The following is a 20,511-nucleotide window of genomic DNA, read 5'->3' on the forward strand; positions in this document are numbered from 1 at the left end:
GGACGGGCATCTCCCCCAGTGCCTTAAGGGCCTGGGAGGTACTCCCAGTCGTCTGCGGCCCGGCGGCCGCGCGTGCGTCGCTCACAGCGCGCCCTTCGTGGAGGGGAGGATTCCGGCGGCGCGCGGGTCGCGCTCGGAGGCGTAGCGCAGCGCTCGGGCCAGCGCCTTGAACTGGCACTCCACGATGTGGTGCGCGTTGCGCCCGTAGGGCACGTGCACGTGCAGCGCGATCTGAGCCTGGGCGACGAAGGACTCCAGGATGTGCCGGGTCATCGTGGTGTCGTACTCGCCGATCATCGGCGCCATGTTCTCGGGCTCGGTGTGCACCAGGTACGGGCGGCCCGAGAGGTCGACGGTCACCTGGGCGAGCGACTCGTCCAGCGGGACCGTGCAGTTGCCGAATCGATAGATCCCCACCTTGTCGCCGAGCGCCTGCTTGAAGGCGGCGCCCAGCGCGAGGGCGGTGTCCTCGATGGTGTGGTGCGAGTCGATGTGCAGGTCGCCCTCGGTCTTCACGGTCAGGTCGAACAAACCGTGCCGGCCGAGCTGGTCGAGCATGTGGTCGTAGAAGCCGACGCCCGTCGACACATCGACCTTCCCGGACCCGTCGAGATCGATCTCGACGAGGACCGACGTCTCCTTCGTCGTTCTCTGGACACGTCCTACGCGGTTCATGCGCTCTGCTCCTTCTTCAGTTCACGTACCGCGTCGAGGAACGCGTCGTTTTCCGCGGGGGTTCCGGCGGAGACCCGCAGCCACCCCGGTACGCCGTTGTCCCGGACCAAAACGCCCTGGTCGAGGATCTTCTGCCAGGCGGTGTGGGAGTCTTCGAATCGCCCGAACTGCACGAAGTTCGCGTCGGATTCGGTCACCTCGTACCCGATCGCACGCAGTTCGGCGACCAGCCGGTCCCGCTCGGTCTTCAGCTGCTCGACGTACCCCAGCAGCGTGTCGGTGTGCTCCAGGGCGGCCAGCGCCGTGGCCTGCGCGACGGCCGACAGGTGGTACGGCAGCCGTACGAGCTGGACGGCATCCACGACCGCCGGGTGCGCGGCGAGATAGCCGAGGCGGAGCCCCGCCGCGCCGAAGGCCTTCGACATCGTCCGCGAGACGACGAGATTCGGCCGACCCTCGATCAGCGGCAGCAACGAGGCGCTGTGGCTGAACTCGATGTACGCCTCGTCCACGATCACCATCGACGGCTTCGCCGCCTGCGCGGCCTCGTACAGCGCGAGGACCACCTCGGGCGGGACCGCGTTGCCCGTGGGGTTGTTGGGGGTGGTGATGAAGACGACGTCCGGCCGGTGCTCGGCGACGGCCTGTGCGGCGGCCGCGACGTCGAGCGTGAAGTCCTCGTTGCGGGGACCCGCGATCCACCCGGTGCCCGTGCCGCGTGCGATGAGCGCGTGCATCGAGTACGAGGGCTCGAAGCCGATCGCCGTACGGCCGGGTCCGCCGAAGGTCTGCAGCAGCTGCTGGATGACCTCGTTGGAGCCGTTGGCCGCCCAGACGTTCTCCAGGCCGACCCGGTGCCTGCCGGTCTTCGTCAGGTACTCGGCGAGCTTCGTGCGCAGTTCGACCGCGTCCCGGTCCGGGTAGCGGTTGAGGTCACGGGCGGCCTCGCGCACCCGCTCGGCGATCCGTTCGACGAGCGGTTCGGGCAGCGGGTACGGGTTCTCGTTGGTGTTCAGCCGTACGGGGACGTCGAGTTGGGGCGCGCCATAGGGGGACTTGCCGCGCAGCTCGTCCCGTACGGGGAGATCGTCGATGCCAGTCACTTGCCTTCAGGAACCTTCCAACCGCTGAGCCCATTGTTCGGCTCCGCCAAAACGAGCCTTGATCGCCGCGCCGTGCGCGGGCAGGTCCTCCGCCTCCGCCAGCGTCACCACGTGATGCGCCACGTCCGCCAGCGCGTCCTTCGTGTAGTCGACGATGTGGATGCCGCGCAGGAAGGACTGGACGGACAGGCCCGAGGAGTGGCAGGCGCAGCCGCCGGTGGGCAGGACGTGGTTGGAGCCGGCCGCGTAGTCGCCGAGCGAGACCGGCGCCCAGGGACCGATGAAGATCGCGCCCGCGTTCTTCACCCGGTCCGCGACGGTCGCCGCGTCCGCCGTCTGGATCTCCAGGTGCTCGGCGCCGTACGCGTCGACGACCCGCAGGCCCTCGTCCACGCCGTCGACCAGCACGATCGCGGACTGCCTGCCGTTCAACGCCGGGACGATCCGGTCCTCGATGTGCTTGGTGGCCGCGACCTGCGGTTCCAGCTCCTTCTCGACGGCTTCCGCGAGCGGGAGGGAGTCCGTGACGAGGACGGCGGCGGCCAGCGGGTCGTGCTCGGCCTGGCTGATCAGGTCGGAGGCCACGTGCACCGGGTCGGCGGTCTCGTCCGCGAGGATCGCGATCTCGGTGGGACCGGCCTCCGCGTCGATGCCGATCCTGCCGGTGAAGTACCGCTTGGCGGCGGCGACCCAGATGTTGCCCGGGCCCGTGACCATGTTGGCCGGGGCGCAGGACTCGGTGCCGTGCGCGAACATCGCGACGGCCTGGGCGCCTCCGACGGCGTACACCTCGTCGATGCCGAGGAGCGCGCAGGCGGCGAGGATCGTCGGGTGCGGGAGCCCGCCGAATTCCTTCTGCGGCGGGGAGGCGAGGGCCATGGACGCGACACCGGCTTCCTGCGCCGGGACCGCGTTCATGATCACGGAGGAGGGGTAGACGGAGCGTCCGCCCGGCGCGTACAGACCGACGCGCTCGACCGGCACCCACTTCTCGGTGACCGAGCCGCCCGGCACCACCTGGGTGGTGTGCGCCGTACGGCGCTGCTCGCGGTGGACCAAACGGGCACGGCGGATGGACTCCTCCAGGGCCGCGCGCACGGCCGGGTCGAGCCGCTCCAGGGCGTCGGCGAGGGCCTGGGCCGGAACCCGTACGGATTCGAGCAGTACGCCGTCGAATTTCTCCGCGTAGTCGATCAGCGCCGCGTCGCCCCGATGATGCACGGCCTCGCAGATCGGACGCACCTTCTCCAGGGCGGCCGATACGTCGAAGTCGGCTCGGGGCAGCAGGTCGCGCAGGGCGGAGCCCTCGGGGAGGGCGTCGCCGCGCAGATCGATTCGGGAGATCACGGTCCCAATTCTCTCAGACGGCGATAAGACGCCGGACGGCCGTATCAATGGCTGATACAACGCCGGGAACCGTGCCTGACCCGACGCCGGGAACCGCGGCTGACCCGACACCGTGAACCGCCGTGATCCGGCTGGTGAGTGGCTGATACCGGCCACCTTCGGTTCCGCGGAAGATCCCCTTCACCAGTAGCGTTCGGGCCGTCACTGAGCGGGCATTGGACGGTTGTACGAAACCCGCGAGTAGCTGGGGAGGAAGGTAAGTGCCGTGACCGAGGGTGCCGGCATCCGCAGTGGGGACCTGCCGGACGAACTGACCGCCGCCGAAGCCGGGATGTGGCAGGCCTTCCGCAACGGCAGCGTGTACGACCTGCGCAGCGGGAACATGACCGTCGACGATCCGCACGGAGGCCATCCCTGGGGCCCCGGGCGCAGCGTCCGGGCACGGATCGTGGCGTGGCTGCTGCTCGACGGCCCGCCCGCCCTCCAGGGCCGGGTCTCCTCCCTGAAGCTGACCGGCGTGCAGATCACCGACGTCCTCGACCTCGCGGGCGGCACCGTGGTGCCCTACGTCGAGATGAAGGGGTGCCGGTTCGAGAAGGAGATCCTGCTGCCGGAGGCGCGGTTCCAGACCGTGCGCCTGGTCGACTGCTCGGTGCCGCGCCTGGAGGCGGCACGGGTGCACACCGAGGGCGATCTGCATCTGCCGCGCTGCCGGTTCCACAACGGCGTCCGGCTGACCGACGCGCACATCGGCACGGATCTGCTGCTCAACCAGGCCGTGGTCTACCGGGACCGGCGTGGGCGCTCGCTCACCTGCGACGGCATGACCGTGGGGCAGGACCTCCAGGCCGAGATGCTGGAGTCGCACGGCGAGCTGAGTCTGCGCGGCGCCACCGTCGGCGTCTCGCTGAGCCTGCGCGGCAGCAAGCTGAACAACCCGTACACACGGCTCGCCCTGAACGCCCCCCAGCTCACCGTCAACCGCACGCTCTACATGACCCCCGCGGGTGTCGGCAATCCGCTGCTGACCAGCGGCACGACCCCGGCGCGCGGCACGCTGGTGCAGCGGTTCGAGTGCCAGGGCGGGATCCGCCTCGACGACGGGCGCTTCGGGGACGCGGTCGACTTCGAGCGGGCCCGATTCGTCTTCGACGACGACCAGGAGCTGTCGCTGCGCCGGGTCCAGACGCCCGAGCTGCGCTTCCTCGGGGAGAGACCCGAGCGCGGCAAGGTGGTCCTGTCGGGCGCGCGGGTCGCCAATCTGGTGGACAGCGCGTCCAGTTGGCCGGCGCCCGGCAGCCTCCACATGGGCGGCTTCGTGTACGAGAGCCTCGTACCGCAGGGCGCGTTCCCGCTGACCCGGCGGCTGGAGTGGGTGGCGGCGGCGACCGCCGAGTACAACCCGGAGCCGTACGAGCGCCTCGCCACCGTGCTGCGCAACTGCGGAGAGGACGAGGACGCGCGAGAGGTGCTGCTCGCCAAGCAGCGCCGCCGCCGCGAGACCCTGCCGCTCGCCGCCAAGCTCTGGGGGTACGCGCAGGACTGGACGGTCGCCTACGGATACCGGCCCGGGCGGGCCGCGCTGTGGATGGCGGTGCTGTGGGCGGCGACATCGATCGCTTTCTCGCACGCCGGCCATCCACCGATCAACGGTGACGGGCATCCGCCGTGGAACGCCTCGCTGTTCGCCCTGGACCTGCTGTTACCGGTCATCGACCTCGGCCAGGTCGGCTTCTGGCAGCTGAGCGGCGGCTGGCAATGGCTGGCCGCGGTGGTGATCCTCCTTGGCTGGATCCTGGCGACGACGGTGGCGGCGGGGGCGACGCGGCTGCTGCGGCGCGGCTGACGCGAGCGGTTCCCCGCACAGAAGGCAGCCGAAGCGATGGCCGGATCGCGGCTGACGCGGCAGCTTTCCGCACAGATATCGAACAGGTGAACAACAGTCACCTTTTACTCGCCCTTGACCGCCCGGCATACAACCAATCGACGGTTACGAAAGCGTCACCGTACGCCTCTGGCACACCTCCGACCTGCGGCTTTCAATGGTCTCCACCATGGTTCTGCTGCGCGCGTTCATCCGTACGGCACGGATGGTCAGGAACACTTCGCGCCTCGCCGACGGACTACCCGCCGACGACGAGGTACTGCTCGACGCCCCGGACGAGCGACTCGGTCCCGCGCTCGTCGCGGCGGGCCGCAGTGAGCACGGCCCCGCCGCCAAGCTGCTCGCCACCACGCGAGAGGCCGCCGAGTGGGAGAACCGCGACCGGTACACGATGCGCCTCGCGACGTTCGCGCGCTTCCGTGACCAGTGGCTCCGGGACTGGCAGGAAGCCTCGGCGCACGACCCGGACGCGCTGCTCGTCAAGGCCGAGCTCGCGGTGCGCCGCGGCTGGGAGTCGCCCGCCCGCGTCGAGCTGCTGCGCCAGGTCGGCCCGCTGGTGCTCGCCGCCGCCGAGGGCGATCCGCGCGATCCCGTCCCCTGGCGGATCGCGCTCGACCACGCCCGCGGCACACATGCCGGGCACACCGAGTTCGAGAAGCTGTGGGGCGAGGCCGTACGGCGCTCCCCGCATCACTACGGCTGCCATGTGGCCGCCCTGCAGTACCTGTCGGCCGCCTGGTACGGTTCGCACCGCGAGTGCTTCGACTTCGCCGAGCGGGCGGCGCAGGACGCGCTGCCGGGCTCCCTGGTGCAGGCGCTGCCGGTGCGCGCGGCCTTCGCGTATCTGACCGAGGGCGGCGGTGCGGCGGTGCCGCGCGAGCGCCTCGACGCGGCAGCCGACCTCGCGATCGCGGTCTCCGCGACGTACGGCGCCGCCGATGCCTGGCCCGCGGAGGTCCGCAACCTCCTCACCTATGTGCTGATCCGGCTGGAGCGCTGGACGGACGCCCTGGAGCAGCTCCGCCTGATCGGTCCGTACGCCACCTCGTTCCCCTGGGACCGGGTGTCGGACGACCCGCTCGGCCAGTTCCTGGAGCTGCGCGACGGTGTCCGTCTGGAGGTCGCTTCCGGCATGCCCCTGCATCCACGGAATGGGCACGACGGACGCGCCCGCTCCGGCGACCATTAGGCTTTCGCGTCGTGACCACCGTCCGGCTCCCGCTCTTCCCCCTGAACTCGGTCCTGTTCCCGGGGCTCGTGCTTCCTCTGAACGTTTTCGAGGAGCGCTATCGCGCCATGATGCGCGATCTGCTCAAGACCCCCGAGGACGAACGCCGGTTCGCCGTCGTCGCCATCCGCGACGGCCACGAGGTCGCGCCCACCGCGCCCGGCATGCCGGACCAGACCGCCGTGCCCCGACGCGGGCCCGCGGCCGGCTTCGGCGACGATCCGGCGAAGGCCTTCCACGAGGTGGGCTGCATCGCGGACGCGGCGACCATCCGGGAGCGCGCCGACGGCAGCTTCGAGGTACTGGCAACGGGCACGACACGCGTACGGCTGCTGTCGGTGGACGCGTCCGGCGCCTTCCTCACGGCCGAGCTGGAGGAGCTGCCCGAGGACCCCGGCGAGGAGGCCGGGGCGCTCGCCGAGGGGGTCCTGCGGGCCTTCCGCCAGTATCAGAAGCGCCTCGCGGGCGCCCGTGAGCGCTCGCTGTCGACCGGCGCGGACCTGCCGGACGAACCGGCGGTGGTCTCCTACCTCGTCGCGGCTGCCGCGATGCTGGACATTCCGGCGAAGCAGCGGCTGCTCCAGGCCCGGGACACGGCAACGCGGCTGCGCGAGGAGCTGAAACTCCTGCGCGCGGAGACCGCGATCATCCGTAATCTGCCGTCGTTGCCGGCGTCGGACCTGACGCGCGGTCCGACGAGTCTGAACTGAGGCCGGAATCCTCGATGGCGAAGAAGTCGAAGAAACAGCAGCAGTCCGGGGGAACTCCGGCGACGGTGGCCCTGACCGCGGCGGGAGTCCCGTACACGGTCCACGCGTACGAGCACGACCCGGCGCACCCCTCCTATGGAGAGGAGGCCTCCGAGGCGATGGGCGTCTCGCCGGAGCGGGTCTTCAAGACCCTGGTGGCGGACGTGGACGGCTCACTCGTCGTCGCGGTGGTCCCGGTGGCCGGTTCCCTGGACCTGAAGGCCCTGGCCACGGCGGTGGGCGGGAAGCGCGCGGCGATGGCGGACCCGGCGGCGGCCGAACGCACGACGGGCTATGTCCGCGGCGGCATCTCTCCCCTGGGCCAGCGCAAGAAGCTCCCCACCGTGCTGGACTCCTCGGCCTCCGCGCACACCACGATCTGCGTCTCGGCGGGCCGCCGCGGCCTGGAGGTCGAACTCGCCCCCGTCGATCTGGCGAGCCTCACGGAAGCGGTCTGCGCGCCTGTCGCCCGTGCGTGACCCCTCGACGTCCGTCCCGTCCTCGGTTAAGCACAAGGGACATGTCGAAGAAAACACGGAAACGCAAGTGGCGCACCAAGAAGGGCCGCTCCAACCACGGCAGCCGTCCGGCGTGACCCACCACCCGTAACTGGGGGCTCCGCGCCCCTGAAAGGGGCGCGGAGAACTGCGCGAACGGGGCCCTGGCGGATCCCCGGGTACGGGACGGGCAGGGGTGCGGAGGGTCGAAAAAACACCCGCGATCGCCCCGGCGCCGGGGGCCTACCCAGCCGGAGGCGCGGGAGGCGCCCCGTACGGGCTCTGGTACGGATCGGGGTGCCTACCCAGCCGGAGGCGCGGGAGGCGCCCCGTACGGGCTCTGGTACGGATCGGGGTCCCGCGGCCCGAACAGGGCGGTGAGCCCGAGGTGGACCACCAGCGCGGCCAGGGACCACGTGAGCAACGCCCCCTTGGCCCCGAGCTTCAACGGCGCGGAGAACGTGACCCCCTTGCCCACAGCCTTGGCATGCGCGACCACGTTCTGCGTGGGCCCGAGCCAGACCCCGACCCGCCAGGCCAGCAGCGACCCGAGCAACCCCCCGACGGCGAGCGCGACGACCAACGGCACGCCCCCACGCCGCCGCACCAGGAAAACGACCAGCGCACTCACCGCACCGAACCCCAGCGCGAGCAAAGTGAAGGTTCCATCGACCCCGATGGCCTGCTCACCCTCGGTGTCCTTCAGATACACCGCACTGTCGTCCGCGATCAGCGGCACATGCGGCGCCAGCCACCACCACAGCACCCCGAGCAGCACCCCGGCGACCGCCACCACCACGGTGATCACGGCGGCCTCTCGCACTTCGGTCTTCATCCCGGGGCCGTCCTGTCCGTACGAGACTTCGTACGCGGCCGGATAAGCGGGCGGAGCCCCATGTCCGGGAACGGGCGAAGCCTGCCAGGCATTGTGCGGGGAGTGTTCATGCGGCGGCGGAGTCAACGGAGCGGTCACACTGCCATCGTGCCAGGCCCGGCTGTCAGCCGCGTCACCGGACGGCTGCCCGACGGTAAGCCCAGGTCGCAAGGGCCAGCGAGGCCACCCCGACACCGGCGCAGACCGCCAGGTCACCGAGGACGGCGGCCCAGTCGGGATGCGCCCCGAAAGTCCGCGCGAAGGCCTCCACCCCATAGGTCGAGGGCAGCAGATCACGCCCGTACTGCACGACCGTGGGCAGCCGGTCCGCCGGCAGCACGCCCAGCAGCAGCGCCGCCGACATCCCCAACTGCCCGAGCAGTGTGGCCAGTTCGGGCCGTGGCGCGAGCAGCCCGAATGCGGCCCCGAGCCCGGCGAGAGCAGCGCCCGCGAGCGGAATCACGGCGGCGAGCACCCACAGATGCGCCATCGGCAAACCGAAGAGCACACAGCCGAAGACGGCGGTGGCGACGGTCCCGGGCACGGTGAAGGACGCGTACGCGCCCGCGGCGCCGAGGACGACGGCGGCCGGCGGCACGGGCAGCGTCGCGTAGTGATCGAGGCCGCCGCTGGCGCGCAGCTGCCCGAAGTACTGGGCGAGGAGGTTGAGGGCGACGAAGGCCACGACCAGGACCGACGACCCGGCCACCACGGCTCGCGCCTCGCCCCCGCCGTCCACCACGCCCCGCATAAGGATCATGATCCCGACGGACTGGAAGGTGGCCACGAACAGCAGCGGGATCCGCGCGACGCGCGCCCGGGAGAGCTGCGCGCGGTACACGGCGGCCAGCGACGGCCACAGCCGCGCGCGCGGCCCCAGCTCCGCTGCATCGCCGGCGTCCTCGGCCACGGGCAGCGCACTGCCCGGCAGAACTCCAGCGGGTACGACACTCACGTCGAGCTGTTCCCCTTCAGTACGGCAGCCGTCCTGTTCCCAACGCCCACGGCCTTCGCCGGGTTCCACACGCCCACGGCCTCCCCCTGGTTCCGCGCACCTACGGCCTCCCCAGGGTTCCGCGTCCCCACGACCCCCCGCAGCTTCCGTACGCCCACAGCCTCCCGCAAGCCCCGCGCACCCACGCCCCGGTGCACCTTCCCTGCACCCACAGCCGCCCGCGCGTCCCGCGCACCCACGGCCTCCCGCAAGTCCCGTACACCCACGGCGGCCTCCCCGGTCGCGACGCCCAAGGCGTCCAGCGGCTTCCGTACAGCTTCACGTACGGATTCCGCGTTCCTCGCGCTCACGCTTTCACCAGCCCCTGCGTATTGCCCCCGAGCGCGAGGTACACGTCCTCCAGGCTCGGCGTGGCCAGGGTGAAGTCGTCGAGGGCGGCGAAGGCGGCGCCTCCGGTGACCGTGGCGACGGCTGCGCGGGCCTCCTCGGGGGCGAGCCGCAGGGTCCAGCGGCGGCCCGACTCGACGGCGCGCTCGCGCAGCGCGGCGACCTCGGGGACCTCGAGCGGAGCGCTCTCGCGCCAGACGAGTTCGACCCGCACCTCGCCGGCGACCTGCTCCTTCAGCCCGGCGGGGGTGTCGCAGGCGATGACGCGGCCCTTGTCGAGGACGGCGACCCGGTCGAGGACGGTCTCGGCCTCGATGACGTTGTGGGTGACGAGAAGGACGGTCGTGCCGTGTTCCGCGCGGCGCCGGTCGACGGCGGACCACACGGCGCGGCGGGCGACGGGGTCCATGCCGGTGGTCGGCTCGTCGAGGACGAGCAGCGGCCGCGCCCCCACGAGCGCGGCGGCGAAGCAGGCGAGCCGCCGCTGTCCGCCGGAGAGCTTCTTCAGGGCGCGGGAGGCGAGCGGCGCGAGGCCCAGTTCGTCGAGTACGGCGTCCCGCTCGGTCCGCGCCTCGCGCAGGTCCAGGCCTCGCAGCCGTCCGGTCGTCTCGGCGGCGAGCGACACGGTCAGTTCGTCGAGGGCGGTGGACTCCTGGCCGAGGTAGGCGAGGATCCGCGCCGCGCGTTCCGGGTGGCGCACGATGTCGTGCCCGAGGATGTCCACGCTGCCGCTGTCGGGACGCATCAGCCCGGTCAGCTGCCGTACCAGGGTCGACTTACCCGCGCCGTTCGGCCCGAGCAGCCCGAAGATCTCGCCGCGCCGGATGTCCAGACTCACCCCGTCGGTGGCCCGCACCTCGGGCGTTGCCGGGGTGCCCCGGCGTCCGCGCACCGCCGGATAGGTCTTGGTCAGACCGCGCACGGCGCACACGACATCACCCTTGTGTCCGTTCCGGACTGCCTGTGCCGTGCGCGTACTCACGAAGGACGAGAGTACGGGGTCCGATGCCCCGTTATGCGCCCGGGGCCTCGGCGCAGCCCCGGCGAGCGCTTCGGCTCACTCTCGGCCCAGGGTCCGGCTCACTCCCCCGCGGGAGCGTGTTCCGCCGCCGTGCGCACGTCGATCTCGCGCCAGAAGCCCGCCCGGATCGCGTACCGGTCGTGCTCGTCGATCTGATCGTCCTTGTGCGCGAGCAGGCCGAAGCGGGCCGCGTAGCGCAGCAGCTCGCCGTCCACCCGGTGCGGAATCCGCGGGTACATCGTGGACAGCTTCTGCAGATGGCTCGGGTCGGTGAGGCGCTCCATCCAGCGGCGCGCGAAGACCTGCCCCACCTCGTACGGATCGCCGCCGACGGTGGTGATGTCCTCCTCGCGATCCGCCCACCGCTGCTCGGCGGAGGTGAGCTGGGCGAGCGTGGGCAGCACGGCGGCCTCCGCGGACTCGGTGGCGCCCCCGGGCCGCTCGATCCAGCCCTTGTCGGAGGACCAGCGCAGCGTCGCGCTGGCGGGATGTTGGGCGGGCTGGGTGCCGGGGCCGCGCAGCGCGGCCAGATCCTTGGGCGTGGGGACGCCCTTGGGCGCGGGCACGCGCTCCTCCGTGCCGTTCTGCGACTCGGCCGCCGCGTGGTGCTCGACCTCCTGCGCGGGACGCTCGGTCGCCGTGGTGAGTGCCGACTCGGGCAGCGGCGCGGAGAGGATGGCGGCGATCTCGGGGCGCGGCGCGGGCGGCGGCGCGCAGATCCCGCCGAGTTCCTTGGCGCGTACGGCCTTGGTGATCCAGGCCCGGTCGAGCACGCGGCGCTCGTCGGCCTCGGCGACCAGGTCCTCGGACTGGTTGTAGTCGCCGTCCGCGGCCTGTACCGCCCACAGGTGGACGGCGACCCCGTGCTCCTTGGCGGCCATCATGCCCGGCAGCAGATCCCCGTCGCCGGTCACCAGGACCACGTCGGAGCAGGCGCGGTTGCGCGCCAACTCGGTCAGCTCGGCATGCATGGCGGCGTCGACGCCCTTCTGCGCCCACCGCCCGTCACTGCGGGTCAGCGCGCCGAGGCGCACCGTCACCCGGGACATCACGCGCAGCCTGCGGTGCTCCGGCTGCGGTACGCGGTCGGGGGCGCCGTCGAACCAGTAGATCCGCAGCAGGGGCCGCTCCGTGTCGGACTCGGCGCGCTCGCGCAGACCCTGGATGAGGGCGGCGTGGTCGACGGTGATCCGGGAGCGAGAGGGTTCCCCGGCGAGAAGGCTGGCGGCAGCCCCGAGCAGGTACCCGGCGTCCACCAGGACGATGCAGCGGTCCACGCGGTCCACCCTCTTTCTGGTTTCCGGGAGGTTTGCTTCGGGCTTCCTTCGAGTCTGCCCGACCGTGCGGAGGTTAACGGCCGGAACTCGATCTTCGGCGTGGCGTATCGGGAGAACACTCCCCGACAGGCCTTATTACGCACGGTAATTCTCCGAAATGCGTTGGTTGTCAGCCTATGTGAATCTGGTCGCGGCCCTGGCCCCTAGATCCCCCCCAGGAGGCAGATCACCATGGCCAAGAACAAGAACCGCAAGCAGGGCAGCCAGCAGAACCGCGCCTCGCAGGCCGAGCAGGTCCACGAGCAGGCGCAGCGTTCCTCGGCGGAGCCTCAGCAGTCGCCGATCACGCACGCTCAGGGCAGCCCCGCGGATGTTGCCCGTAAGCAGCAGAAGCGCTTCGGCCACAACTGAGGCCCGGAGCGCGGGCTGTTGAAGCCCAGGGACACACCGAGGGGCGCATCCGTTGGCGGATGCGCCCCTCGCGTACGTCGGTCCGCGACTGTGTAAGCCCGCTCCTCCTCGGATCAGCCCGCCAGGCAGGACGGGCCCAGCAGCACCTTCAGGTCGCCGAAGAGTGCCGGATCCGGCTTCACCCGGTGCCGGTCGAGCCGCAGCACCGTCGTCTTGCGCGGCCCCTGGAGCTTGATGCGGACCTCGCTCTCGCCCTTGTGATGGCTGAGGATCTCGCCGAGGCGACTGACCATGGGCGGGGTGACCTTGACCGCCGGGATGGTGAGGATCACGGGCGCGTTGGTGCCCGCGTTCGACAGGTCCGGGACCTGGAGCTCCATCGCGACCAGGCGCGGCACGTCTTCGCGCTTGTCGAGGCGTCCCTTGACGAACACGACCGCGTCCTCGACGAGTTGGGTCGACACCAGCTGGTAGGTCGCCGGGAAGAACATGCACTCGATGGAGCCCGCGAGGTCCTCGACCGTGGCGATCGCCCAGGCGTTGCCCTGCTTGGTCATCTTGCGCTGGAGGCCCGAGATGATGCCACCGATCGTCACGACCGCGCCGTCCGCGTGCTCACCTCCGGTGAGCTGGGAGATGCCCGCGTCCGCCTTGTCGGACAGCACGTGCTCCAGGCCGAAGAGCGGGTGGTCGGAGACGTACAGACCGAGCATCTCCCGCTCCTGGGCGAGCAGATAGGCCTTGTCCCACTCGTCGGTCGTGAACTCGACGTCGAGTCCGAAGCCGGGCTCGTTCGTCTCCTCCTCGCCCATCCCGCCGAAGAGGTCGAACTGGCCCTCGGCCTCCTTGCGCTTGACCGCCACCACGTTGTCGATCATCGGCTCGAACTGTGCGGTGAGGCCCTTGCGGGTGTGCCCCATCGTGTCGAACGCGCCCGCCTTGATCAGCGATTCGGTGGTGCGCTTGTTGCAGGCGACGGCCTCGACCTTGTCGAGGTAGTCGGGGAAGGAGGCGTACTTCCCCTTGGCCTTGCGGCTCCTGATGATCGACTCGACCACGTTCGTACCGACGTTGCGGACGGCCTCGAGCCCGAAGAGGATGACGTCGTCGCCCTGGGCGGCGAAGTTGTGCACCGACTCGTTGACGTTCGGCGGCAGCACCTTGATGCCCATGCGCCGGCACTCGTTCAGATAGATCGCGGACTTGTCCTTGTCGTCCTTGACCGAGGTGAGCAGGCCCGCCATGTACTCGGCGGGGTAGTTCGCCTTCAGGTAGGCGGTCCAGTACGAGACGAGGCCGTACGCGGCCGAGTGGGCCTTGTTGAAGGCGTAGCCGGCGAAGGGCACCAGCACGTCCCACAGGGCCTGGATCGCCTCGTCGCTGTAGCCGTTCTTCTGAGCGCCGGCCTGGAAGATGGTGAAGTTCTTCGCCAGCTCGTCGGGCTTCTTCTTGCCCATCACACGGCGGAGGATGTCGGCCTCGCCGAGCGAGTACCCGGCGATGATCTGGGCGGCCTTCTGCACCTGCTCCTGGTAGACGATCAGGCCGTAGGTGACCGCCAGGACCTCCTGGAGGGGCTCCTCCAGCTCCTTGTGGATCGGGGTGATCTCCTGGAGGCCGTTCTTGCGGAGCGCGTAGTTGGTGTGCGAGTCCATGCCCATCGGGCCGGGACGGTAGAGCGCCGAGACGGCGGAGATGTCTTCGAAGTTGTCGGGCTTCATCAGACGCAGCAGCGAGCGCATGGGGCCGCCGTCGAACTGGAAGACGCCCAGGGTTTCGCCGCGCTGGAGCAGTTCGAAGGTCTTCGGATCGTCGAGCGGGAGGGCCAGCAGGTCGAGGTCGATGCCCTTGTTGGACTTCACCATCTTGACGGCGTCGTCCATGATCGTCAGGTTGCGCAGGCCGAGGAAGTCCATCTTCAGCAGGCCGAGCGACTCGCACTGCGGGTAGTCCCACTGCGTGATGGTCACGCCGTCCGTGTGCCGCACCCAGACCGGGGCGTGGTCGACGATGGGCTCGCTGGACATGATGACGCCGGCGGCGTGCACGCCCATCTGCCGGACCAGGCCCTCGACGCCCTTGGCGGTGTCGATGACCTTCTTCACGTCCGGCTCGTTCTCGTACATCCCTCGGATCTCGCCGGCCTCGCTGTAGCGCGGGTGCGAGGAATCGGTGATGCCGCTGAGGTCGATGCCCTTGCCGAGGACGTCGGCGGGCATCGCCTTGGTGAGGCGGTCGCCCATCGCGTACGGGTAGCCCAGCACGCGTGCGGAGTCCTTGATGGCGTTCTTCGCCTTGATCTTGCCGTACGTGCCGATCATGGCGACCTTGTCGGCGCCGTACTTCTCGGTCACGTACCTGATCACCTCGACGCGCCGACGCTCGTCGAAGTCGATGTCGACATCGGGCATGGAGACGCGCTCGGGGTTGAGGAACCGCTCGAAGATCAGACCGTGCGGGATCGGGTCGAGGTCGGTGATGCCCATGGCGTACGCGACGATCGAACCGGCCGCGGAACCACGGCCCGGGCCCACCGCGATGCCCTGGCTCTTGGCCCACATGATGAAGTCGGCGACGACGAGGAAGTATCCCGGGAACCCCATCTGGATGATGACGTCCATCTCGTACTCGGCCTGCTTCTGGCGGTCGTCGGGGACGCCGCCGGGGAAGCGGCGCTCCATGCCCCGGCGCACCTCCTCCTGGAACCAGGTGACCTCGGTGAAGCCCTCGGGGATGTCGAACTTCGGCATGAGGTTCTTCGCCTCGAACATGCCGGTCGTGTCGATCTGCTCGGCGACCAGGAGGGTGTTGGCGCAGCCCTCCTGCCAGGCGTCCGAGGAGTCGACGGCGTACATCTCGTCCGTGGACTTCAGGTAGTAGCCGGTGCCGTCGAAGCGGAAGCGGTCCGGGTCGGAGAGGTTCTTGCCGGTCTGGATGCAGAGCAGGGCGTCGTGCGCGGTCGCCTCGTGCGCGTACGTGTAGTGCGAGTCGTTCGTCACCAGGGGCGGGATGCCGAGCTTCTTGCCGATCTCCAGCAGCCCGTCGCGGACCCGGCGCTCGATCTCGATACCGTGGTCCATCAGCTCCAGGAAGTACCGGTCCTTGCCGAAGATGTCCTGGTACTCGGCGGCCGCCTTCAGAGCCTCGTCGTACTGGCCGAGGCGCAGCCGGGTCTGCAGCTCACCCGAGGGGCAGCCGGTGGAGGCGATGAGCCCCTCGGACCACTGGGAGATGGTCTCCTTGTCCATGCGGGGCCACTTCTGCAGCCAGCCCTCGGCGTACGCGTCCGAGGAGAGCCGGAAGAGGTTGTGCAGGCCCGTCTTGTTCGCCGCCCAGATCGTCTTGTGCGTATAACCACCCGAACCGGACACGTCGTCGCGCTTCTGGTGCGGCTGACCCCACTGGATCTTGCGCTTGTTGCGCCGGGACTCCGGGGCCACGTACGCCTCGATGCCGATGATCGGCGTGACGCCCGCCTTCTTGGCCGAGTGGAAGAAGTCGTACGCCCCGTGGAGGTTGCCGTGGTCGCTCATGGCGATGTGGGTCATGCCCATCTCGTTGCAGGCATTGAACATGTCCTTGAGCCGCGCGGCACCGTCCAGCAGCGAGTACTGGGTGTGGACGTGCAGGTGCGTGAACGGCGGCTTCGACACGGTTTCGGCCTCCAAATGGTTACTGCGGCGCGAAGCGCCTCGATGAGGGGTGGTGGTCGGGTGACGGGTGGGCGATCGGCGACAGGCTGCGGACAGTCTGGGGGACAGCGTCGAAGTCTATGCCGGGCCACTGACACTCCGCGGGGGATCACACGTACCTTCATCCGGGGTACTCGGATCCCAGGGCGTACCTTCGTCGACGGAGTCCGGGCACTCCGGCGGTTCGTCGTCCGTTGGACGTGGACGGACCACCTTGTCCCCGGGGGGCGGCGCGCCCGCCCCCACGTCACGCACCACCTGCACCAGGAGGCACCCAGCGATGTCGGTCCCGCAGCTCAGCGCCGAGCAACGCGGCGAGCAGATCCTCGCCGTCTTCGACACCGCCTTCGGCGAGCTCCTGGCCGCCGACCCGGCCGCGTTCCGCGTGAAGTTCCGCAAGATGGCGTCCTCCGCCTTCGCCTTCTACCGGGGCACGGCGGGCCTCTTCTACCACGATCTCGAGCAGGAGAAGCGGGGCGGACCGTACCTGGACGAGCGGACCTCCCGGGTCTGGATCCACGGCGACCTGCACGCCGAGAACTTCGGCACGTACATGGACGCCCAGGGCCGCCTGATCTTCAATGTGAACGACTTCGACGAGGCGTACGTCGGTCCCTTCACCTGGGACCTCAAGCGATTCGCGGCCTCCGTGGCGCTCATCGGCTACGCGAAGGCGCTGAGCGACGAGCAGATCACCGAGCTCGTCAAGGTGTACGCGGCCGCCTACCGCGAGCGCATCCACGCCCTGGCCACCGGCGCCAAGAGCGACGAGGTGCCGCCCTTCACGCTGGACACCGCCGAGGGCCCACTGCTGGACGCGCTGCGCGACGCCCGCTCGCTGACCCGCTTCGGGCTGCTCGACTCGATGACCGAGATTCGTGACTTCGAGCGCCGCTTTGCGCCGGGCGGCGGCTCCATCGAGCTGGACGCGGCCACCCGCTACAAGGTACTGGCAGCCTTCGACGGCTACCTGGAGACGCTGCCCGAGTCGTCGCTGGCCCGCCCGGATTCGTACCGCGTCAAGGACGTCGTCGGCCGCCGCGGCATCGGCATCGGCTCAGCCGGTCTGCCGTCGTACAACATCCTTCTGGAGGGCGCCACCGACGCCCTGGAGAACGATGTGGTGATCTACATCAAGCAGGCCCAGACCCCGGCCGTCTCCCGGCACATCACGGATACCGCGATCCACGAGTACTTCCAGCACGAGGGCCACCGCACGGTGATCTCCCAGCGCGCGCTCCAGGCCCACGCCGACCCGTGGCTGGGCTGGACCGAGCTGGACGGGGCGGGCCAGCTGGTCGCCGAGGTGTCGCCGTACGCGGTGGACCTGGACTGGGGCGACATCGACGACCCCGAGGAGATCGCCTCGGTCGTCGCGGACCTCGGCCGGGCCACGGCCACGATGCACGCGGCCGCGGACGACACCTCCGGCGAGTCCCTGGTCCCCTTCTCCACCGAGCGGGCCATCGACGCGGCGATCGCCGCCGACGAGGACGGCTTCGCCGACCTGCTGACCGACTTCGCGCACGGCTACGGCGCACGCGCGCGTGCCGACCACCAGATCTTCGTCGACCTGTTCCGCAACGGCCGGATCCCGGGTCTGTGACCGGCCGGCCGCTCACAGACCCGCCCCCTTAGGGCTCTCTTACAGCGGGACGTGTCACACTCTCCACGCTATGGACATGTCCGGGATCCAGCTCAGAGCCGTACGCGCGGCGCTGTTCACGGCACTGGTCGTGACGCTCAGCACCGCGTCGCACGTGCTGCTGTCCCGGGTCCCGCTGTCGGCGAACACGGTGGCCGCGGTCGCGGTCGCCGTGTTCCTCCTCGCGTACGCCCTCGCGGGCCGCGAGCGCGGCTTCGGCAGGATCGCCGCCCTGCTGATACCGCTCGAGCTGGCCGCCGACACCGTGTTCACCACCGGGCAGCACCTCTGCTACGGCCGCGCGGGCGGCCCGGTCGCGGGCCCGCTGCGTTCGGTCGGCTGGGACGTGCTGTGCGGCAACGGCACGCAGGTCGGCACGCCGCTTGCCCAATGGGGCAGGGGCGGCGCGGAGCGCCTCCACGAGGGGTGGTGGTCGGGTGGCGGGTGGGCTGGCACGGACACCGACCGGCTCGCCGCGCTGCTCGCCCACGCCGATCCGGCGACCGCCTGGCTGCTGCTCGCCGCGCACGTCGGCGTAGGTCTGCTGGCCGCCGCCTGGCTGCGCCGGGGCGAGCGGGCACTGGACCGGCTGGTGCGCGCCGCGGCCGCGACGACGTTCCGGCCGCTGCTGCTGGCGGTGGCCGCGGTGGCCGTCCGGCCGGGTCCGACGGTGCGGTGCGTGCGGCTCCCGCACCCCCGTACGGCCATCGCCCGGAACCGGGTTCTCGTGCACTCCCTGGGACGGCGCGGACCGCCGTACTCGCTCGCGTTCGCCTGAACCCCAGCCGAGTACCAGCAGCCCCCACACGTATACCGCGTACGACCTGTGCGCGTCCCACATGGAGATCACCAAGATGAGCAAGCGGAACACCCAGGCGGCGAAGACGCAGGCCCGGGAGCGGCTGCGCCAGGAGCGCGAGCGCCAGGCCAAGCGTGACAAGACCAAGCGGCAGGCCATCGTGGCCGGCTCGGCCGTGGCCGTGCTGGCGGCGGCCGGCGGCATAGGCTATGCCGTCGTCCAGGCCAACAAGCCCAGCGGCTGGGATGCGGTGAAAAAGGAGAAGCTGGTCAAGCCGGCCAACAGCACGGGGACGGACGGTACGACCGTCGTCATCGGAAAGAGCACCGCCAAGAAGACCCTCGTGATGTACGAGGACCCGCGCTGCCCGGTCTGCGCCCAGTTCGAGCAGACGGTCGGCTCGACGGTCAAGAAGGATCTCGATGCCGGCAAGTTCAAAATTCAGTACGTCGGCGCCACGTTCATCGACAACAACATCCCGGGCGAGGGCTCCAAGAACGCGCTGAGTGCACTGGGTGCGGCCCTGAACGTCAGCCCCGAGGCCTTCCTCGAGTACAAGACCGCTCTCTACTCGACGAAATACCACCCGGATGAGCAGGACGACAAGTTCAAGAGCGACGACTACCTGATCAAGGTGGCGAACACAGTGAGCGCCCTCAAGAATAACGCGGCGTTCCAGAATGCCGTGAAGAAGGGGACCTATGGCAAGTGGGCCCTCGTGATGGGCAGCAAGTTCAACACGGATGGAAAGAAGTACGGTTTCCAGGGGACCCCGACGCTGCTTATGGACGGCAAGATTGTCACCGGCAGCGACGGCAAGAACCCCCCCATGTCGGTCACCGACTTCAATACCGCAATACAGAAGGCTCTCAACTCTTAGTTCCGCAGCCCACGGAAATGGGAAGTGTCACGGGCCGGCTTCAGGCCCGGGACACTTCCCATTCGACTTACGACTCAAAGGTCAGGCGATTACGCCTGACCCAGGTGTAGTTGCAGAACTTATGACTCCCGTGGGCCCCGTCCTGCAGACACGCCTCCACCTTGAGGTTGAGGTTCTCCATGAGGTCGTAGTCCTTGATGAAACACACCCCGTCGCCACCCGATGTGTCCGCTATCCAGGGTGCGAGCCGATTCGCGCCACTGCACGCATTCCATCCGCGTTGTGATCACGGACGGCGAGCTTGTCACCGTTGGCGACAAAGCGCGCGTAACCTCCCTCGGCCTGGTCCGTCGTGGTGACCCACCCGTCATTTAGAGGCCCTCCCGCCGGTCGTCGGTGCCGGGGGAGCTCCTCGCTACCGCCGTCCATTTCGGCCAAACGTTTTCCGGAAACCCTGTGGTGGGCTCCATCGGCAGCCGGTTGAATCAAGGTTCGCAAGATGACCTTGGTAAGAAAACGAGGATGAACATGGGATTCCACAAGAAGCTGGCGGGGGCACTGGGGGCGACCGCGCTGGCCATGAGCGGCGTCGCGGTGAACGTGGCGACCGCGGGCACGGCGGCTGCCGCAGCCTGCGATCACGTGTTGGCGAGCAACATATCCAACGGGGTTGTCGTGGTCGTGGGCGGCGCGAAGGCGTACAAGGAGCCCGCGTCGAAGTGCACGGCGGTGATGAGCATGGCGCCGGGCCACGACCTGAACGCCTGGTGCTTCACCGTCAACAGCTACGGCAACCAGTGGGTCCGCGTGAACGAGGGATGGATCTACAGCGGACACCTGGCTCTCAAGTCGGGCACGGTGAAGCACTGCTGACCGGCGTCCGAATCGGCTGACATCCGGCCGGTTCCGCGATTACTTGAAACGCCCCCTCGGAATTCCTTCAATGGGTTCGAGGGGGCGCTTTGTCGTGATGGGGACGGCGCCGAACGGCGAATGCGAACAAGGGGGGGACTCACAGGTCCGAGCCCCTCGGACCGGGGCTGAAGGTGCCTGCTGACGCTATCCGCGCCAAGTGCCGCCTCTACA

General features: G+C 69.7%; 17 protein-coding genes. 9 read left to right on the top strand and 8 right to left on the bottom strand.

The window, feature by feature from the left end; translation table 11 throughout:
• Positions 1–81 precede the first annotated feature (81 nt).
• Genes hisB through hisD form a run of 3 tightly spaced genes read right to left on the bottom strand, consistent with a single transcriptional unit; the run spans position 82 to position 3,125 of the window.
• Complete coding sequence (gene hisB / locus OG390_RS13505; protein WP_406167784.1) at positions 82–675, bottom strand: imidazoleglycerol-phosphate dehydratase HisB; 594 nt, start codon at positions 673–675, stop codon at positions 82–84.
• The gene (locus OG390_RS13510) at positions 672–1,778 is read right to left on the bottom strand and encodes a histidinol-phosphate transaminase (protein ID WP_406167786.1); all 1,107 of its coding nucleotides are present in this window, start codon (positions 1,776–1,778) and stop codon (positions 672–674) included. Before OG390_RS13510 ends, hisB begins: the two co-directional genes overlap by 4 nt.
• 6 nt (positions 1,779–1,784) lie before the next feature.
• Positions 1,785–3,125 (bottom strand): histidinol dehydrogenase, encoded by a 1,341-nt coding sequence (gene hisD / locus OG390_RS13515; protein ID WP_406167788.1) that lies wholly within the window; start codon positions 3,123–3,125, stop codon positions 1,785–1,787.
• A gap of 265 nt (positions 3,126–3,390) precedes the next feature.
• On the opposite strand from hisD, the gene OG390_RS13520 reads away from it, so the two are divergent.
• From OG390_RS13520 to ybaK, 4 genes are all read left to right on the top strand, one after another.
• Entirely contained in the window at positions 3,391–4,971 is a 1,581-nt protein-coding gene (locus OG390_RS13520; protein WP_406167790.1) for an oxidoreductase, read from the top strand.
• Between the two features lie 196 nt (positions 4,972–5,167).
• Positions 5,168–6,199, top strand: coding sequence for a hypothetical protein (locus OG390_RS13525; protein WP_406167791.1), 1,032 nt, complete (start codon positions 5,168–5,170; stop codon positions 6,197–6,199).
• Between the two features lie 11 nt (positions 6,200–6,210).
• Complete coding sequence (locus OG390_RS13530; protein WP_406167793.1) at positions 6,211–6,948, top strand: LON peptidase substrate-binding domain-containing protein; 738 nt, start codon at positions 6,211–6,213, stop codon at positions 6,946–6,948.
• Between the two features lie 14 nt (positions 6,949–6,962).
• Complete coding sequence (ybaK, locus tag OG390_RS13535) at positions 6,963–7,466, top strand: Cys-tRNA(Pro) deacylase (RefSeq protein WP_406167795.1); 504 nt, start codon at positions 6,963–6,965, stop codon at positions 7,464–7,466.
• A gap of 319 nt (positions 7,467–7,785) precedes the next feature.
• Here the strand turns inward: ybaK and OG390_RS13540 are convergent, their stop codons facing one another.
• From OG390_RS13540 to OG390_RS13555, 4 genes are all read right to left on the bottom strand, one after another.
• A complete protein-coding gene (locus tag OG390_RS13540; RefSeq protein ID WP_406167797.1) occupies positions 7,786–8,457 on the bottom strand; it encodes an AAA family ATPase in 672 nt (223 codons plus the stop codon).
• A gap of 34 nt (positions 8,458–8,491) precedes the next feature.
• Positions 8,492–9,313, bottom strand: coding sequence for an ABC transporter permease (locus OG390_RS13545; protein ID WP_189187726.1), 822 nt, complete (start codon positions 9,311–9,313; stop codon positions 8,492–8,494).
• A 346-nt stretch (positions 9,314–9,659) separates the two neighbouring features.
• Entirely contained in the window at positions 9,660–10,631 is a 972-nt protein-coding gene (locus OG390_RS13550; RefSeq protein ID WP_406177647.1) for an ABC transporter ATP-binding protein, read from the bottom strand.
• A 149-nt stretch (positions 10,632–10,780) separates the two neighbouring features.
• Positions 10,781–11,998: an NYN domain-containing protein gene (locus tag OG390_RS13555; RefSeq protein WP_406167799.1), complete on the bottom strand. Its 1,218-nt coding sequence runs from the start codon at positions 11,996–11,998 to the stop codon at positions 10,781–10,783.
• A gap of 231 nt (positions 11,999–12,229) precedes the next feature.
• Here OG390_RS13555 and OG390_RS13560 point away from each other — a divergent pair, with 231 nt between their 5' ends.
• A complete protein-coding gene (locus OG390_RS13560) occupies positions 12,230–12,409 on the top strand; it encodes a hypothetical protein (RefSeq protein ID WP_406167801.1) in 180 nt (59 codons plus the stop codon).
• A gap of 113 nt (positions 12,410–12,522) precedes the next feature.
• Here the strand turns inward: OG390_RS13560 and dnaE are convergent, their stop codons facing one another.
• On the bottom strand, positions 12,523–16,062 hold the full coding sequence (dnaE, locus tag OG390_RS13565; RefSeq protein WP_406167803.1) for a DNA polymerase III subunit alpha: 3,540 nt from the start codon (positions 16,060–16,062) through the stop codon (positions 12,523–12,525).
• A 319-nt stretch (positions 16,063–16,381) separates the two neighbouring features.
• On the opposite strand from dnaE, the gene OG390_RS13570 reads away from it, so the two are divergent.
• The 4 genes from OG390_RS13570 (at position 16,382) to OG390_RS13585 (ending at position 20,298) form a co-directional block, all read left to right on the top strand.
• Positions 16,382–17,707 (top strand): DUF2252 domain-containing protein, encoded by a 1,326-nt coding sequence (locus OG390_RS13570; protein WP_406167805.1) that lies wholly within the window; start codon positions 16,382–16,384, stop codon positions 17,705–17,707.
• 70 nt (positions 17,708–17,777) lie between these two features.
• Positions 17,778–18,524 (top strand): hypothetical protein, encoded by a 747-nt coding sequence (locus OG390_RS13575; protein ID WP_406167807.1) that lies wholly within the window; start codon positions 17,778–17,780, stop codon positions 18,522–18,524.
• Between the two features lie 61 nt (positions 18,525–18,585).
• Complete coding sequence (locus OG390_RS13580) at positions 18,586–19,425, top strand: thioredoxin domain-containing protein (RefSeq protein ID WP_406167809.1); 840 nt, start codon at positions 18,586–18,588, stop codon at positions 19,423–19,425.
• Between the two features lie 522 nt (positions 19,426–19,947).
• A complete protein-coding gene (locus OG390_RS13585; protein WP_406167811.1) occupies positions 19,948–20,298 on the top strand; it encodes a hypothetical protein in 351 nt (116 codons plus the stop codon).
• Positions 20,299–20,511 lie beyond the last annotated feature (213 nt).

Origin of the sequence: Streptomyces sp. NBC_00996 (assembly GCF_045162675.1) — a bacterium.
GTDB lineage: Bacteria > Actinomycetota > Actinomycetes > Streptomycetales > Streptomycetaceae > Streptomyces.

What these genes read in the sequence shown, in the direction of transcription:
- hisB (WP_406167784.1), bottom strand. Translation starts at nt 675, where the DNA reads ATGAACCGCGTAGGACGTGTCCAGAGAACGACGAAGGAGACGTCGGTC.
- OG390_RS13525 (WP_406167791.1), top strand. Translation starts at nt 5,168, where the DNA reads ATGGTCTCCACCATGGTTCTGCTGCGCGCGTTCATCCGTACGGCACGG.
- ybaK (WP_406167795.1), top strand. Translation starts at nt 6,963, where the DNA reads ATGGCGAAGAAGTCGAAGAAACAGCAGCAGTCCGGGGGAACTCCGGCG.
- OG390_RS13560 (WP_406167801.1), top strand. Translation starts at nt 12,230, where the DNA reads ATGGCCAAGAACAAGAACCGCAAGCAGGGCAGCCAGCAGAACCGCGCC.
- OG390_RS13570 (WP_406167805.1), top strand. Translation starts at nt 16,382, where the DNA reads ATGTCGGTCCCGCAGCTCAGCGCCGAGCAACGCGGCGAGCAGATCCTC.
- OG390_RS13575 (WP_406167807.1), top strand. Translation starts at nt 17,778, where the DNA reads ATGGACATGTCCGGGATCCAGCTCAGAGCCGTACGCGCGGCGCTGTTC.
- OG390_RS13580 (WP_406167809.1), top strand. Translation starts at nt 18,586, where the DNA reads ATGGAGATCACCAAGATGAGCAAGCGGAACACCCAGGCGGCGAAGACG.
- OG390_RS13585 (WP_406167811.1), top strand. Translation starts at nt 19,948, where the DNA reads ATGAACATGGGATTCCACAAGAAGCTGGCGGGGGCACTGGGGGCGACC.